At 72.5% G+C, this 14,741-nt stretch carries 13 protein-coding genes; 2 read left to right on the top strand and 11 right to left on the bottom strand.

The genetic code is table 11. The features are described from left to right. Nucleotides 1-37 precede the first annotated feature (37 nt). The 4 genes from AC4BGE_RS13255 to AC4BGE_RS13240 all read right to left on the bottom strand — a co-directional run bounded on the left by AC4BGE_RS13255 (nucleotide 38) and on the right by AC4BGE_RS13240 (nucleotide 6,443). Nucleotides 38-2,002: an FG-GAP repeat domain-containing protein gene (locus AC4BGE_RS13255; protein ID WP_490575588.1), complete on the bottom strand. Its 1,965-nt coding sequence runs from the start codon at nucleotides 2,000-2,002 to the stop codon at nucleotides 38-40. An 89-nt stretch (nucleotides 2,003-2,091) separates the two neighbouring features. After that, nucleotides 2,092-3,960, bottom strand: a complete 1,869-nt coding sequence (locus AC4BGE_RS13250) for an ABC transporter ATP-binding protein (protein ID WP_490571631.1) — start codon at nucleotides 3,958-3,960, stop codon at nucleotides 2,092-2,094. Between the two features lie 66 nt (nucleotides 3,961-4,026). After that, on the bottom strand, nucleotides 4,027-4,812 hold the full coding sequence (locus tag AC4BGE_RS13245) for an enoyl-CoA hydratase/isomerase family protein (RefSeq protein ID WP_490575587.1): 786 nt from the start codon (nucleotides 4,810-4,812) through the stop codon (nucleotides 4,027-4,029). Nucleotides 4,813-4,844: 32 nt separating this feature from the next. Beyond that, entirely contained in the window at nucleotides 4,845-6,443 is a 1,599-nt protein-coding gene (locus AC4BGE_RS13240; RefSeq protein WP_490571413.1) for an ABC-F family ATP-binding cassette domain-containing protein, read from the bottom strand. A 79-nt stretch (nucleotides 6,444-6,522) separates the two neighbouring features. Between AC4BGE_RS13240 and ypfJ the strand changes: the two genes are divergently transcribed. After that, nucleotides 6,523-7,488: a KPN_02809 family neutral zinc metallopeptidase gene (ypfJ, locus tag AC4BGE_RS13235; RefSeq protein ID WP_490575586.1), complete on the top strand. Its 966-nt coding sequence runs from the start codon at nucleotides 6,523-6,525 to the stop codon at nucleotides 7,486-7,488. A 2-nt stretch (nucleotides 7,489-7,490) separates the two neighbouring features. Here ypfJ and AC4BGE_RS13230 read toward each other — a convergent pair whose 3' ends face one another. Further along, nucleotides 7,491-8,405 carry a phosphotransferase gene (locus AC4BGE_RS13230; protein ID WP_490571415.1) on the bottom strand — a complete coding sequence of 305 codons (915 nt, stop codon included), beginning with the start codon at nucleotides 8,403-8,405 and terminating at the stop codon, nucleotides 7,491-7,493. Nucleotides 8,406-8,437: 32 nt separating this feature from the next. Next, nucleotides 8,438-9,040, bottom strand: coding sequence for an acVLRF1 family peptidyl-tRNA hydrolase (locus tag AC4BGE_RS13225; protein WP_490575585.1), 603 nt, complete (start codon nucleotides 9,038-9,040; stop codon nucleotides 8,438-8,440). Between the two features lie 101 nt (nucleotides 9,041-9,141). Between AC4BGE_RS13225 and AC4BGE_RS13220 the strand changes: the two genes are divergently transcribed. After that, nucleotides 9,142-11,445: a spermidine synthase gene (locus tag AC4BGE_RS13220; protein ID WP_490575584.1), complete on the top strand. Its 2,304-nt coding sequence runs from the start codon at nucleotides 9,142-9,144 to the stop codon at nucleotides 11,443-11,445. On the opposite strand, the gene AC4BGE_RS13215 is transcribed toward AC4BGE_RS13220, so the two are convergent. The 5 genes from AC4BGE_RS13215 to sufC are packed head-to-tail and all read right to left on the bottom strand — an operon-like array spanning nucleotide 11,422 to nucleotide 14,734. Further along, nucleotides 11,422-11,856, bottom strand: a complete 435-nt coding sequence (locus AC4BGE_RS13215) for a hypothetical protein (protein ID WP_490571418.1) — start codon at nucleotides 11,854-11,856, stop codon at nucleotides 11,422-11,424. The two genes, AC4BGE_RS13220 and AC4BGE_RS13215, sit on opposite strands and share 24 nt — an antisense overlap. Nucleotides 11,857-11,863: 7 nt before the next feature. Further along, nucleotides 11,864-12,244 (bottom strand): metal-sulfur cluster assembly factor, encoded by a 381-nt coding sequence (locus AC4BGE_RS13210; protein WP_490571419.1) that lies wholly within the window; start codon nucleotides 12,242-12,244, stop codon nucleotides 11,864-11,866. Continuing rightward, complete coding sequence (gene sufU / locus AC4BGE_RS13205; RefSeq protein WP_490575583.1) at nucleotides 12,241-12,705, bottom strand: Fe-S cluster assembly sulfur transfer protein SufU; 465 nt, start codon at nucleotides 12,703-12,705, stop codon at nucleotides 12,241-12,243. Before sufU ends, AC4BGE_RS13210 begins: the two co-directional genes overlap by 4 nt. A gap of 5 nt (nucleotides 12,706-12,710) precedes the next feature. Beyond that, on the bottom strand, nucleotides 12,711-13,973 hold the full coding sequence (locus AC4BGE_RS13200; RefSeq protein WP_490571421.1) for a cysteine desulfurase: 1,263 nt from the start codon (nucleotides 13,971-13,973) through the stop codon (nucleotides 12,711-12,713). Nucleotides 13,974-13,975: 2 nt separating this feature from the next. Next, nucleotides 13,976-14,734 (bottom strand): Fe-S cluster assembly ATPase SufC, encoded by a 759-nt coding sequence (gene sufC / locus AC4BGE_RS13195; RefSeq protein WP_490575582.1) that lies wholly within the window; start codon nucleotides 14,732-14,734, stop codon nucleotides 13,976-13,978. Nucleotides 14,735-14,741: the final 7 nt, after the last annotated feature.

Here is a 14,741-nt window from a genome sequence, read left to right as displayed (position 1 = left end):
TCCGGGCTCCCGGACGCTCAGCTCCGGGGCCGCTCGCTCACCGACGGGTGCGCGGAGTGACCCTCACCCGGGCCTTGGACGCCCGTTCCGCGACCAGCGCGGAGATCTCGCCGCCGGCGTAGCGGAGGACGAGCACGCCGGGTCGCCGGGGCCGCCAGGTCAGGCGACCCGCGTGCCCCCCGCCCTCGCGCGGGCGCAGTCGCACGGTCCCGACCTTGCGGGCCCGCTTCGCCCCCGTGGCGCGGAAGGTGGCCGTGACCAGGCGGCGCTTGCCCGGGTGGGTGCCGCTGAGCCTGATCCGCCACGTGCTCGGGCGGCCCGCGACCGGTCGCTTCCCCGGCCCCTTCGCCTTCAGCCTCGTCCGGTGCGTCACCGCCACGGGGGGCGGCGGTGCTACGGGGCCCGGGGACGTGGACGGGGACTCGGTCGGGGCGACCGTGGGGGCGACGGTGGGGAAGACGGTGGGCGCAACGGACGGGGTGGTCGGCGCAGGCGGCGCCGGGGCGGCCCGGGTCCACAGGGCGACCGTGTTGGTGTCGAACGAGGAGAAGAGGAGCTCGAGCACGCCGTCGCCGTCGAGGTCGTCCACGACTCCCCCGCCGGACTGGCCGAACTGCTCGCCCGGCGCCGTCAGCGTGTGCAGGACGGTGTCCTGGGCCTCGCCGGGACGCTGCTCGATCCAGAACAGCCGGCGGTCACCGTCGCCCGAGACCGCGAGGTCGGTGTCCCCGTCGCCGTCCACGTCCCCGTACCCGAAGACGCCGGGCGCAGCCTGCCCGGCGGCCGAACGCGAGGTGATGTGGTCGGTCGGGTGGATCGGCACGGGCGAGTCGCGGACGTTGAAGGCGGGGTCGCAGCCGGTCGGGTCGGCAGCCGGAGTCTGGGGGACGGAGAGCTCCTTGACCGTCCACGGCGCCGTCGGGTCGGCTCCCGGCACGAACTCCATCACCATCTCCGGCACGTCGATGGCGCCGGGGATCACCGTGGAGAGGAAGCGCTGGACGAAGCACCGGCCCTGGTGGTTGGTCCCGATCCAGGAGACCTCGCCGGGCGCCCGGAACCCCGGCACCGGGCGGATCTGGAAGCCGAAGCCGGCCTGGCCGAACGTGGCGATGGTGTGCCGGGTGAAGTGGGACGCGGTCAGGCCGGACGAGGCGTCCCCTGATTGCCGGAACCACATGAAGGACGCGGCGTCCGGGTCGGTGTAGGTGAGGTTGAAGTACTGGGCGGAGACGATGTCCTGGCGTCCGTCGCCGTCAACGTCGGCCACGGTCGGCAGGCTGCCGCCGAAACCTTCGGCCAGGGTCACCGGGGCGGCGAAGCGCGCGCCGCCGAGACCGCGGAGGTACTGCAGCCGCACGGTGTCGTCAGTCTGGTCGTCGGCGACCCCGCCGGCCTCGGCCGTGGTCACGAGGTCGGGGACGTCGTCCCCGTCGAGGTCGACGACCTCCACCCCGTGGTACGACGGCCCCTGCCCCGTCACCAGGTCGTGACGGGTGAAGCCCCGCGCGTTGCCGGCGGCATCGACCCCGAGGTTCCGCCACCAGGTGATGGCACTGCGCGCCTGGGCGCCCCCGTCGTTGTACGGGCTGGTGTCGAAGAAGTAGCCGGAGGGCAGCACCAGGTCGTTGAGGCCGTCACCGTCGACGTCGGCGACCGTCGGGCGGTTGGGGAAGATGATCTCCTCCTCCGCGCCGAAGACCTCCACCTTGTGCCACTCGGCCAGGTCCCTCCCGGGCCGGTAGACCTGGAGCGTGCCCCCTCCGGCGGGGACGCCGTTCGCGAGCGCTCCGTAGCCCGTCGTGACGATGTTCCGCTCCCCGGGGAACACCTCTCCGACGGAGGTGAATGCCGCGCCCCTCACCCCGGTGTCCACGTCGAGGCGGGCGAAGCTCGGGCCGCTCGTGTCGGCCCCGGCCGGCAGGAGCGGCAGGGCCAGGACGCTGGTCGCCCCCAGTGCCAGGACGGCCGAGAGGGCGACGCCTCGGGTTGCTGAGCTCATCACGGGTCCTCCCCCGGGGAAGACGCGGCGCGCGCCGACGTCGCGCGAGAATATATCCTATCGTCGCGCCGGGCGGCCTGGCTCGAGCCTCACGAGACGGACGAGGCCCCCCGCTCCGAGAAGTACTGGGTCCGGTAGAGGTCCGCGTAGAGCCCGCCGGCGGTGAGCAGCTGCTCGTGCGTGCCGGTGGCCACCACGTGGCCGTCGTCGACGACCAGGATCTGGTCCGCCTCCCGCACGGTCGAGAGCCGGTGGGCGATGACCAGGGAGGTGCGCCCCTCCAGTGCCACCTGCAGGGCTCGCTGCACGGCCGCCTCCGACTCGCTGTCGAGGTGGGCGGTGGCTTCGTCCAGCACCACGATCGAGGGGGCCTTGAGGAGCAGCCGGGCGATGGCCAGGCGCTGGCGCTCACCGCCCGAGAGGCGGTAGCCGCGGTCGCCCACGACGGTGTCGAGCCCCTCGGGGAGGCTGCGCACCAGCCGCTCCACCTGGGCCGCGGCCAGCGCCTCCCACAGCTCCCGGTCGTCGGCACCCGGGCGCGCGTAGAGCAGGTTGGCCCGGATCGTGTCGTGGAACATGTGGGAGTCCTGGGTGACGTAGCCGACCGCGTCCTCCAGGGACTCCAGGGTGACGTCGCGGACGTCGCAGCCGCCCACCCGCACCGCACCGGAGGTCACGTCGTAGAGGCGGGCGACCAGGTGCGTGATCGTGCTCTTGCCGGCCCCCGAGGGTCCGACGAGGGCCACCATCTGGCCGGGCTCCGCGGTGAAGGAGACGCCCTTGAGGACCAGCTCCCCGGCCGGCCCCTCGCTGCGCGCCACGCCCTCGAGCGAGGCCAGGGAGACCTCCTCGGCCCGCGGGTAGCGGAAGGTGACGTCGTCGAACTCGACGCGCGCCGCGCCGGGCGGCACAGCCACCGCGTCGGGCTTCTCCTGGATCGTGGACGGCAGGTCGAGCACCTCCAGCACCCGGTCGAAGGAGACCAGGGCCGTCATCACGTCGACGCGCACGTTGCTGAGGCTCTGGAGGGGTCCCAGCAGCCGCAGCAGCAGCGTGGCCAGGGCCAGCACGGTGCCGATGCTCAGGGTCCCCTGGATCGCCAGCTGTCCGCCCACTCCGTAGACCAGCGCGGTGGCCAGCGCCGGCACCAGCAGCATCACGGCGACGAAGATCCGGGTGACCAGCGAGATCCGGATGCCGAGGTCGCGGACCCGGGCCGCCTTGTCGGCGAAGAACCGGTCCTCGTCGGAACGCCGGCCGAAGAGCTTGAGCAGCATCGCCCCGCCCACGTTGAACCGCTCGGTCATGGCGTTGCCCATGTCGGCGTTGCCGTCCATCTGCTCGCGGGTCAGGCCGGCCAGCCGGTTCCCGACCCAGCGGGAGGCACCGAGCAGCAGCGGGAAGAGCAGCAGGCACAGCAGGGTGACCTGCCAGCTGAGCGCCAGCATCGCGACGCTGACCACGACGACCGAGACCGAGCTGGAGACCACGGTGGAGAGCGTGGAGGTGAAGGCGCGCTGGGCGCCGATCACGTCGTTGTTGAGGCGTGAGACGAGCGCCCCGGTCTGGGTCCGGGTGAAGAAGGCGAGCGACTGACGCTGCACGTGGGCGAAGACCTGGGTGCGCAGGTCGTAGATCAGCCCCTCGCCGATCCGGGAGGAGAGGTAGCCGCCCACCACCGAGAGCACCGCACCCAGGACGGCGACGCCCGCCATGGCCAGGGCGAGCCACCCCACCAGCGCGGCGTTGCCGCGGGTGATGCCGTCGTCGACGAGCTTCTTGACCAGCAGCGGGGTCGCCACGACCAGCGCCGCGTCGACCGAGGTGACGGCGAGGAAGATCCCGATGGTGCGCGAGTGCGGGCGGGCGAACCCCAGGATCCGCCGCATCGTGTCACGGTCGACCTGCTGGCTCGCCACGCTCCGGTCGCTGCGCATGTGCCGCCACGCCGGGCCCATCCCCATCTGCAAGGACACCCTGGTCTCCTTCTCGTCTCTGCGGCGCCACCGGCGTCGCGGCCGGGATCAGGCTCCGCCGGCGACCTCACGGAAGCGGCGTACCTGCGCCTCGCGCTCGAGTCGGCGCTGCTCCTCCAGCGAACGCCCGGCGGCGCCCTGGAGGAGAACCTTCGTCTCCCGCACGGCGCCGACCATCGGCGCCGTCAGCGAGCCCGCCAACTGCTCCACGGCGGCATCCAGCCGGTCCCCCGGGACGACGGCCTGAGCCAGACCGATCCGGGCGGCCTCCTGGGCGTCCACCATCCGCGCGGTGGCGCAGATCTCGAGGGCCCTGCCGTAGCCAACAGCCTCGACCAGCGGCTTTGTTCCCGTCAGGTCCGGGACCAGGCCCAGCGCCGACTCCTTCATGCAGAACTGCGCGTCTTCGGCGGCGACGATCAGGTCGCAGGAGAGCGCCAGCTGGAACCCGGCGCCGACGGCGTAGCCGCGCACCTTGGCCACCGAGACGAACCGCGGGTCGCGCAGGAAGGTGAACCCCTCCTGGTAGGCGCCGATCGTGTCGGCCATCTCCTGGTCGGTCAGCGCCAGCAGCCCGGCCACGGTCTCGTTGCCCGCACCGGCGGCGCGCGGGTCGAGCATCGCCCGGTCCAGCCCGGCGGAGAAGGTCCCGCCGGCGCCGGTCACCACCACGACCCGCACCTCGTCGGGCATCGAGCGGCCCAGGTCGCCGAGCGCCCGCCACATCGCCGGCGTCTGCGCGTTGCGCACCTCGGGGCGGTCGAGCGTGATGGTGGCGACCGGACCGGCCACCTCGTAGCGCAGGCCGACGGCGGCCAGTTCGTCAGGAGTCATGGTGGCCATTCTAGGTTACTTGTCAGTAATGCTCAGGCGAGTGAGACCAGGTCGGCGTAGCCGTCGTTCCACAGGTCTTCGTCGCCGTCGGGGAGCAGCAGCACCCGGTCGGGCTCCAGCGCCCGGACCGCGCCCTCGTCGTGGGTCACCAGCACGATCGCGCCCTCGTAGGAGCGGATCGCGGCCAGCACCTCCTCGCGCGAGGCGGGGTCGAGGTTGTTGGTGGGCTCGTCGAGCAGCAGCACGTTGGCGCTGGAGACCACCAGGCTGGCCAGTGCGAGACGGGTCTTCTCACCGCCCGAGAGCACCTTCGCGGGCTTGTGGGCGTCCTCACCGGAGAACAGGAAGGACCCCAGCACCGAGCGGGCCTCCACGTCGGTGAGCTGCGGCGCGGCCGACTGCATGTTCTCCAGCACGGTCCGCTCGGTGTCCAGCGTCTCGTGCTCCTGGGCGTAGTAGCCGATCTTCAGGCCGTGCCCGGGCAGCACCTCGCCGGTGTCGGAGGCGTCGACCCCGGCCAGGATCCGCAGCATCGTGGTCTTGCCGGCACCGTTGAGCCCGAGGATGACCACCCGGGAGCCCTTGTCGATCGCCAGGTCGACGTCGGTGAAGACCTCCAGCGAGCCGTAGGACTTGGAGAGCTCGCGCGCCATGAGCGGCGTCTTGCCGCAGGGCGCCGGGGCGGGGAACTTGATCCGCGCCACCTTGTCGGAGTGCCGCTCCCCCTCGAGGCCGGCCACCATCTTCTCGGCCCGCTTGAGCATCGACTGCGCGGCGCTGGCCTTGCTGGCCTTGGCCCGCATCCGGTTGGCCTGGTCGGTGAGGGTCTTGGCCTTCGACTCGGCGTTGGCGCGCTCGCGCTTGCGGCGGCGCTCATCGGTCTCGCGCTGGGTCAGGTAGGCCTTCCAGCCCATGTTGTAGACGTCGATGGTGGCCCGGTTCGCGTCGAGGTGGAGCACCTTGTTGACGCAGGCCTCGAGCAGCTCGTTGTCGTGGCTGATCACGATGAGCCCGCCCTTGTGGGCCTTGAGGAACTCACGCAGCCAGACGATCGAGTCGGCATCGAGGTGGTTGGTGGGCTCGTCGAGGAGCAGGGTCTCGGCCCCGGAGAACAGGATGCGGGCCAGCTCGACCCGGCGCCGCTGACCGCCGCTGAGGGTCTTCAACGGCTGGGCGAGGATCCGCTCCTCGATCCCCAGGCTGTTGGCGATCGTCGCCGCCTCGGACTCCGCGGCGTAGCCGCCGCCGGCGTGCAGCTCGTTGTCGGCCCGCGAGTAGCGCTTCATGGCACGCTCACGCACCGCCTCGTCGTCGCTGCCCATCTGCTCCTCGGCGGCACGGAGGCGTCGGACGACGTCGTCCAGGCCGCGGGCCGAGAGGATGCGGTCGCGGGCGAGCACCTCGGGGTCGCCGATGCGCGGGTCCTGGGGGAGGTAGCCGACCTCCCCGGTGCGCTGGACGCTGCCCGAGGCCGGGAGCGCCTCCCCCGCGAGGATCTTGGTGAGGGTGGTCTTGCCGGCGCCGTTGCGGCCGACGAGGCCGACCTTGTCGCCGGTCGCGACCCTGAAGCTGACGTCCTCCATGAGGAGTCGCGCGCCGGCGCGCACCTCGAGGTGTTGGGCGTTGATCATGAGGGTAGTGAGTGTACGTAGACACGCCGGTCAGGCGTGAGTCGGCGACGCCCGCCGCCCTGAGGAAGGACCCTCCGCCATGCGCTTCAACCCCAAGGCCGACATCAGCCGCGGCTCCGTCAGGGACGCCGGCGGCAGGTCGGGCGGCAGGTCGGGCGGCAGCTCGATGCGCCTCCCCATACCGGGCGGCGCGAAGGCCGGCGGCGGCATCGGAGGCCTCCTGGTCGTCGTCCTCTTCCTGGTGCTGACGCAGTGCGTCGGCGGCGACCCCCTGGGCGGGACCGGCGGCACCTCGCTCGACACCGGGGCCGACGCCCAGGGCCTGCCCGCCGGCCTGGAGGCCGACAGCGAGCGCTACGACGACTGCCGCACCGGTGCCGACGCGGAGGACGACGTCGACTGCGCCCGCAAGGCGGTCGCCCTCTCCCTCGAGAAGTACTGGGCGAGCGCGCTGCCCGAGCAGGCCGGCCAGGCACTGGCCCCGGCCCAGATCATCACCTTCACCGGCAGCGTCGGCACCGGCTGCGGCCAGGCCTCCTCGCAGGTCGGCCCCTTCTACTGCCCCGCCGACCAGCAGATCTACCTCGACACCACCTTCTTCGACGACGTCCTGGAGGGCCAGCTCGGCGGGCAGGGCGGCGACTTCGTCGAGCCCTACGTGCTCGCCCACGAGTACGGCCACCACGTCCAGAACCTGCTCGGCACCATGGGGCGCGTGCGCACCCAGCAGGGCCCCCGCAGCGACGCGGTCCGGCTCGAGCTCCAGGCCGACTGCTACGCCGGCATGTGGACGCGCGCGGCGGAGTCGACCAGCGACGACAGCGGCGTCGCCATCTTCGCCGAGGTCGACGACGCCGACATCGCCGAGGCCCTCGACTCCGCCAAGGCCGTCGGCGACGACCGGATCCAGCAGCGCTCCGGCGGGCGGGTCGACCCCGAGGGCTGGACCCACGGCTCGTCCCAGCAGCGCCAGGACTGGTTCCGGGTCGGCTACCAGGGCGGCGACCTGGCCGCCTGCGACACCTTCGCCACCGACGACCTCTGAGCTCAGCGCGGCGGCTGACCCAGGAGCGCCTCGACCTGCACCAGCTGGCGCTGCATGGCGCGCAGGTAGGGCGCGACGCTGGGGTGGCGGTACTTGCCGGCCAGCGCGCCCTCGCCGTCGGCGACGCGGGCCAGGGCCCAGTCCGCGCGCGTGAGCACCGTGTAGACCGAGGTGACCCGGGCGCCGAGCAGCACCTCCGCCCGGCTGGCCAGGCCCGACGGTAGTCCGGCCAGGTAGGCCTCGAACAGCGGCTCGAACGCCTCCCGCGTCGCCAGGGACAGGTAGCCGAGGTCGGCGCCGACGGCGCCGAGCCCCAGGGTCGACCAGTCGATGGCCAGCACGTGGTCCTCCACGTGGCCCAGCAGGTTGGAGGGCACGGGGTCGCCGTGCTGGAGCACCTGGGGCAGGGCGGCCACCTGGCCGAGCAGCACCTCGCGGCGACGCCACAGGTGGTCGGCGAGGTCAGCCACCGGAGTGCGGGCCAGCGTGGTCCAGCCGCCGCGACGGGCGACCTCGTCGAGCCGGGCCGAGAGCTGGGCCCGAGCCAGCCACGGCAGCTCGGGTGCGGTGGCGGCCGTGAACCGGCCCAGGCAGCGGGCTAGGTAGAGACCCGAGGTGCCGGCGTCCTCGACCCGCCGGTGCACCAGCGTCACCCCCTCGGCGTCCTCCTCCACCCGTACCACCGCGGGCTCACGCAGCCCCGGAGTGGCGGCGACGACCCCGGAGAGGGCCACCTCCGCGGCCCGCCGCCAGTACGCCGGGTGGTCGGGCCGCAGGCAGGCGGGCGGGTCGTGGGGGGTCGGCGCGACGAGCCGCTTGACCACGACGTCCTGCCCGTCCTCGCGCGCACCCCACACGCCGTACGTCGAGGGACCGGCACCGGGGAGGCGCTGCCACCCGGGCTCGGGTTGCCACATGCTGGCCATCCTGACAGAGCAGGACGCCGCGATCAGGCGTTCTCGACCGCCACGCGCGCCGCCGCGGCCTCGGCGAGCGCCTGGTCCAGGACCGCACGCCGGGGGTCGGGCACCGCCAGCCACTCCCCCACCACCCGTAGACCGGCCAGGCGCGGGTCGGTGAGGACCTGGGCGACCGCCTCCCGGTCTCCCCCCACCACCACCGGCCCGGGCCGCAGGATCCTGGCCGCGTGGTCCGCGGCGGCCTCGTAGGCGGCGCGGGCCTGGTTGTCGCGCCGGCGGGAGAAGCGCTGCTGGCTCTGACCGCCGGCCTTGGTCCGGCCCTGCACGTGACGCTGACCCACTTTGTGCTCCACCATCTGCGTACCGGCCGACCGGGCGACGGCGAAGCCGCCCTTGCGCACCAGGAGGACCCCCCAGAGGTCCGGGGGACGGAGGTCGGCCACGAAGGCACCGACCTCGGCGGGGCCGGCGTAGCGGCGGGAGAACGACAGCGAGGCCTCGAAGTGCGACCCGTCGGCGCCGGAGCCGGAGAGGGTGCCGTCGCCCACCGTCAGGGACACGCCGCCGTGCCGCTGCGAGAAGTTCTCCACCCACCTGACCAGGCGGGCGGGAGGGACCGACACGACAGGCACCCGGCTCACCCTATCGGGCACGATTCGGTCATTTCGCGGCGCGGCCCGCAGCGCGTGGCTAGCGTCCCGGTGACCCCCTCCCGGCCGACTCCCGAGGACTCATGAGCTCAACGTCACGCTCCGCCACGACGACAGCGCCCTCGCCCGTCCGGCCGGCTGCTCCCGGGCACCAGCGCCTCACCACCGTGCTGTTCGCGCTCGCCTCCTTCACCGGGGCGGCCCTGCTCTTCGTGGTCCAGCCGATGGTCGCCCGGCTGGTCCTGCCCAGCTTCGGCGGCTCGGCGTCGGTCTGGAGCACCAGCAGCCTCTTCTTCCAGGTCCTGCTGCTGCTCGGCTACCTCTACGTGCACGTCTCGAGCGGACGACTCGGGCCGAGCCGTCAGCCCCTCCTCCACCTCGGGGTGCTGCTGCTGCCGGTGGCCGCGCTGCCGGTCGCGCTCCCTGCGAGTGCCGCCCCGGACGCCGAGGTCGCGCCGGCGATCTGGCTGCTGTGGGTGCTCCTGCTGGTCGTGGGCCTCCCCTTCGCGGTCATCTCCACCACCGGCCCGCTGCTCCAGCGCTGGTACTCCTGGACCGGCACCGCGCGCGCCGCGGACCCCTACTTCCTCTTCGCCACCAGCAACCTGGGCAGCTTCGGCGGACTGCTGGCCTACCCGTTCGTGGTGGAGCCGCTGCTGACCCTGCGCGAGCAGCGGCTGGCCTGGTCGGGCGGCTTCCTGGTCTTCATCGCGCTGATGGGCCTGTGCGGCGTCGTGGCCTGGCGCAGCAACCGCCGGGTGGCCGCCGCGGCCGGTCATCGCAAGGTCCTCGCCCCCGACGCGGCTGTCCCCACCGGCGTGGCCGGGGGTGACGGCAGGGGTGCAGAGGGCGGCGCAGAGGTGGGTGCCCGGGTGCTGACCACCCGCCTGCTCCTGCTCTGGCTCGCGCTCGCCTTCCTGCCCTCGACGCTGATGCTGGGCGTCACCGCCCACATCTCCACCGACGTCGCCGCGATCCCCCTGATGTGGGTCGTGCCGCTGGCCATCTACCTGGCCACCTTCGTCATCGCCTTCGCCCGCCCGGGCCGCGAGCCGAGCCGGGTCGCGGTGCGTGTGGCTACCGCGTCGGCCACGGTCGCCGCGGTGCTCCACGTCGCCCCCACCGGCACCCACCCGATGTGGCTGATGCTGACGGTCGACCTGACCCTGCTGGGCGGTGCGGCGTACGCCGCCCACCGCGCCCTCGCCGCCATGCGTCCGCACCCGCGCCTGCTCACCCACTTCTACCTCGTGGTCGCGGCGGGTGGTGCCCTCGGAGGGCTGCTCAACGGGCTGGTCGCCCCGATGTTCTTCCCGCGCGTCTGGGAGTACCCGCTGGTCCTGCTGGGTGTGCTGCTCCTCGGCGTGGGCGCGGCGCGCCGCTACCCGCGCGCGCTGCTGCGCTTCGACCCGAAGGTCCTGCTGGGCCTCGAGGTGCTGCTCGTCCTGCTCGTCCTGCTGGTGGGGATCTCACTGGGCGCCGACTGGTGGCACCGCGGGGGCGCCCCGGCGGTCGCCGCGCTGGTCATGTGGGCGGCGCTGGGCCTCCTCGGTGGCCGGCGGCCCCTGGCGACCCTGGCCGCGGTGGCGCTCACCCTGGCGGGCGTCACCCTGCTGGCCGAGGCCCCGCTCTACCAGGACCGCACCTTCTACGGCAGCTACCGGGTCGTGGCGTCCGGGGACCAGCACGTCTTCAGCCACGGGACCACCGTGCACGGGACCCAGTTCACCGACGAGCGCCGCGTCGAGCCGACCAGCTACTACTCCGTCCAGGGGCCGGTCGGCGACGTCTTCAGCCTGGCCGCCCCGGAGCACACCGGCGTGGTCGGTCTCGGGGTCGGCACGATGGCCGCCCACGTGGGTGCGGGACAGCGCATGACCTTCGTCGAGATCGACGAGGAGGTCGTGCGGATCGCCGAGGACCCGGAGCTGTTCACCTACCTCGCCGACACCGCCGCCGAGGTGGAGACCGTGGTCGACGACGGTCGTCTCGCCCTGGCCCGGACCGAGCCGGGGACCTTCGACGCCCTGGTCCTGGACGCGTTCTCCTCCGACGCCATCCCGGTGCACCTGCTCACCGAGGAGGCCTTCGAGGGCTACGGACGGGTCCTGGCCGACGACGGCCTGCTGCTGGTCCACATCTCCAACCGGGTCTTCGACCTGGAGCCGGTCGTCGCCCACGACGCGGCCCGGCTCGGCTGGGACGTGGCCGTCGGGACCGGCGAGTCCACCGACGACGAGAAGGGCATCTCCTCGACCTGGATGGCGCTCAGCCCCGACGACTCACGCATCGAGGAGCTGCTGACCCTGCCCCGCTGGCGCGAGGCCGGGCCGGTGCGCCGGGCCTGGACCGACGACTTCTCCTCAGTGCTGACCGTGCTGAGGTGAGCCGCCGCCCGGCGCGGTCCCCTCGGCGGTGTGGAGGACCGTGAGGTGCTCCACCACCTCGGCGTCGGTGACCTCGACCCGGCTGGTGACAACCAGCGCCCGCGGAGCGCCGCGCCCGTCGAGCACGATGCCCAGGGCACCCGCCTCGGGCACCTGCTCGCCCGCCTCCCGGTAGTCGGCGAGCGGGGTGCGCAGCGCGGTCTCCGAGCCGTCGAGCAGCCCCGCCACGCCGGCGTCCGCCTCCTCGGGGGTCTCCCCCAGGCTCCAGACCGGGGGCGGCACCGAGGCCAGCACCGTCGGGCCGAAGTAGCCGGGCAGGTGGGTCAGCTTCGCGTGGAAGCGTGCCACGTTCCAGAAGTCCTCGACCGCGAGGTCCCGCTGCCCGACCGCGGGCTCGACGTAGTCGTCCACCCGCGTCTCAGACGTTGAAGCCGAGGGCGCGCAGCTGCTCGCGGCCGTCGTCGGTGATCTTGTCCGGGCCCCACGGCGGCATCCACACCCAGTTGATCGCCACGTCGCCAACCAGGCCCTCCAGGGCCGCGTTGGTCTGGTCCTGGATGACGTCGGTCAGCGGGCAGGCCGCCGAGGTCAGCGTCATGTCGATGACGCAGTTGGACGCCTCGTCGACGTGGACCCCGTAGACGAGCCCCAGGTCGACGACGTTGATGCCGAGCTCGGGGTCGACGACGTCCTTCATCGCCTCGGTGACGTCCTCGACCGTCGCGGTCGTGGTTCCCGAGGCGAGCGCGTCCACGTCGACCGGCGGCAGGTCCGAGTGGGCGGTGTTCTGGTCGTTCATGCTGTCTCCTGAGCGTTGTGGTTGCCGAGCACCTGGCTGGTCGCGTCCTTCCAGGCCATCCAGGACAGGAGCGCGCACTTGACGCGCGCCGGGAACTTCGCGACCCCGGCGAAGGCGATCCCGTCCTCGAGGACCTCCTCGTCGGGCTCGACCTGGCCCTTGCCCTGCATCAGGGTGAGGAACTCCTGGTGGATCGCCATCGCCTCCGCGACCGGGCGGCCGATGACCAGGTCGGCCATCACCGAGGTCGATGCCTGGGAGATGGAGCACCCCTGGGCGTCGTAGGAGACGTCGGCGACACTGCCGTCCTTCAGGTGGACCCGCAGCGTCACCTCGTCGCCGCAGGTCGGGTTGACGTGGTGCACCTCGGCCTCGAACGGCTCCCTGAGGCCGGCGTGGTGCGGGTTCTTGTAGTGGTCCAGGATGATCTCCTGGTAGAGCGAGTCGAGCTCCGCGGACACGTGGATCACCCCACCTTGAAGTACGAACGGGTGTAGTGGAGTCCCTCCACCAGGGCGTCGATCTCCGCCGGCGTGGTGTAGAGGTACGACGACATCCGCGTCGAGCTCTGCACGCCGAAGCGGGCGTGGGCCGGCTTGGCGCAGTGGTGCCCGGCGCGTACCGCGATGCCCCGGGTGTCCAGGACCTGCGCGACGTCGTGCGGGTGCACCCCGGCCAGCTCGAAGGCGACCGCGCCGCCGCGGGAGGCGGCGTCCTGGGGCCCCAGCACGGTGAGGCCGGGGACCGAGAGCAGCCCCTCGAGGGCATAGCCGGTGATCGCCTTCTCGTGGGCGTGGATCGCCTCCATGCCCACCGCGCTCAGGTAGTCCACCGCCGCGCCCAGTCCGACCGCCTCGACGATGGGCGGGGTGCCCGCCTCGAACTTCGCGGGGATCGGGGCGTAGGTGGAGCGCTCCATGCTGACGGTGGCGATCATCTCGCCACCGCCGAGGAAGGGCGGCAACGCCTCGAGGACCTCGCGCCGTCCCCACAGCACCCCGATGCCGGTCGGCCCGACGACCTTGTGGCCGGTGAAGGCGACGAAGTCGGCACCGGTGGCCGCGACGTCGACGGGCAGCTGGGGCGCCGCCTGGGAGGCGTCCACCACCACCAGGGCTCCGACCGCCTTGGCCCGGGCCGCGATCTCGGCGACCGGGTTGATCGTGCCGAGCATGTTGGAGACCCAGGTCAGCGAGACCACCTTGGTGCGCTCGGTGATCAGGTCGTCGACCCCCGACAGGTCCAGCCGGCCGTCGTCGGTGAGCCCGAACCACCTCAGGGTGGCTCCGGTGCGCTCGGCGAGCAGCTGCCACGGCACGATGTTGGAGTGGTGCTCCATCTCGGTGATGACGATCTCGTCGCCCTCACCGACCGCCAGCGGACCGCGCGCCCAGGCGAGCGTGTTGGCCACCAGGTTGAGCGCCTCCGAGGCGTTCTTGGTGAAGATCACCTCGTCGCGCGACGGAGCCTTGACGAACGCCGCCACCTTGTCGCGGGCACCCTCGAACGCCTCCGTGGCCTCGGCCCCCAGCGCGTGCATCGCCCGGGAGATGTTGGCGTTGTGCCGCTCGAGGTGGTCGACCATCGAGTCGATGACGACCTGCGGCTTCTGGGAGGTGTTGGCGCTGTCGAGGTAGACCAGCGGCTGCCCACCCGCGACCGTGCGCTCGAGGATCGGGAAGTCCTTGCGGATGATCTCGAGCTCGGGGAGCAGACCGGGGAGAGTCATGCTCAGACCGTGGCCTTCGTGTACTTGTCGTAACCCTCGGCCTCGAGCCGGTCGGCCAGCTCCGGGCCACCCTGCTCCGCGATCCGGCCGGCCACGAAGACGTGCACGAAGTCGGGCTTGATGTAGCGCAGGATCCGCGTGTAGTGGGTGATCAGCAGAACGCCCTTGTCGCCCTTGGCGGCGAAGCGGTTCACGCCGTCGGAGACGACCTTGAGGGCGTCGATGTCCAGGCCGGAGTCGGTCTCGTCGAGCACCGCCACCTTGGGGTCGAGCAGCTCGAGCTGGGCGATCTCGTGACGCTTCTTCTCCCCGCCGGAGAAGCCCTCGTTGACCGAGCGCGAGGCGAAGGACGGGTCGAGGTCGAGGGCCTTGAGCGAGGCGTTGACGTCCTTGACCCAGGTGCGCAGCTTCGGCGCCTCGCCGTCGATCGCGGTCTTGGCGGTGCGCAGGAAGTTCGACACCGAGACGCCGGGGACCTCGACCGGGTACTGCATGGCCAGGAAGAGCCCCGCGCGGGCCCGCTCGTCGACCGACATGCTCAGCACGTCGTCGCCGTCGAGGGTCACGCTGCCGCCGGTGACCGTGTACTTGGGGTGCCCGGCGATCGAGTACGCGAGGGTGGACTTGCCGGACCCGTTCGGGCCCATGATCGCGTGGGTCTCGCCGTCGTTGATCGTCAGCGTGACGCCCTTGAGGATCTCCTTGGGACCGTCCTCGGTCTCCACCGAGACGTGCAGGTCCTTGATCACCAGTGTGCTCATCGTGTGT

Source organism: Nocardioides sp. Z50_6, assembly GCF_058215755.1.
Note: the sequence above shows the minus strand (reverse complement) of the source record. Positions and strands in the feature narration are given on the sequence as shown.

Coding starts and splice junctions, on each gene's coding strand:
- sufC (WP_490575582.1), bottom strand. CDS start 14,734: ATGAGCACACTGGTGATCAAGGACCTGCACGTCTCGGTGGAGACCGAG.
- AC4BGE_RS13245 (WP_490575587.1), bottom strand. CDS start 4,812: ATGACTCCTGACGAACTGGCCGCCGTCGGCCTGCGCTACGAGGTGGCC.
- AC4BGE_RS13255 (WP_490575588.1), bottom strand. CDS start 2,002: ATGAGCTCAGCAACCCGAGGCGTCGCCCTCTCGGCCGTCCTGGCACTG.
- AC4BGE_RS13240 (WP_490571413.1), bottom strand. CDS start 6,443: ATGATCAACGCCCAACACCTCGAGGTGCGCGCCGGCGCGCGACTCCTC.
- AC4BGE_RS13210 (WP_490571419.1), bottom strand. CDS start 12,244: ATGAACGACCAGAACACCGCCCACTCGGACCTGCCGCCGGTCGACGTG.
- AC4BGE_RS13230 (WP_490571415.1), bottom strand. CDS start 8,405: ATGTGGCAACCCGAGCCCGGGTGGCAGCGCCTCCCCGGTGCCGGTCCC.
- AC4BGE_RS13250 (WP_490571631.1), bottom strand. CDS start 3,960: ATGGGCCCGGCGTGGCGGCACATGCGCAGCGACCGGAGCGTGGCGAGC.
- AC4BGE_RS13200 (WP_490571421.1), bottom strand. CDS start 13,973: ATGACTCTCCCCGGTCTGCTCCCCGAGCTCGAGATCATCCGCAAGGAC.
- ypfJ (WP_490575586.1), top strand. CDS start 6,523: ATGCGCTTCAACCCCAAGGCCGACATCAGCCGCGGCTCCGTCAGGGAC.
- AC4BGE_RS13220 (WP_490575584.1), top strand. CDS start 9,142: ATGAGCTCAACGTCACGCTCCGCCACGACGACAGCGCCCTCGCCCGTC.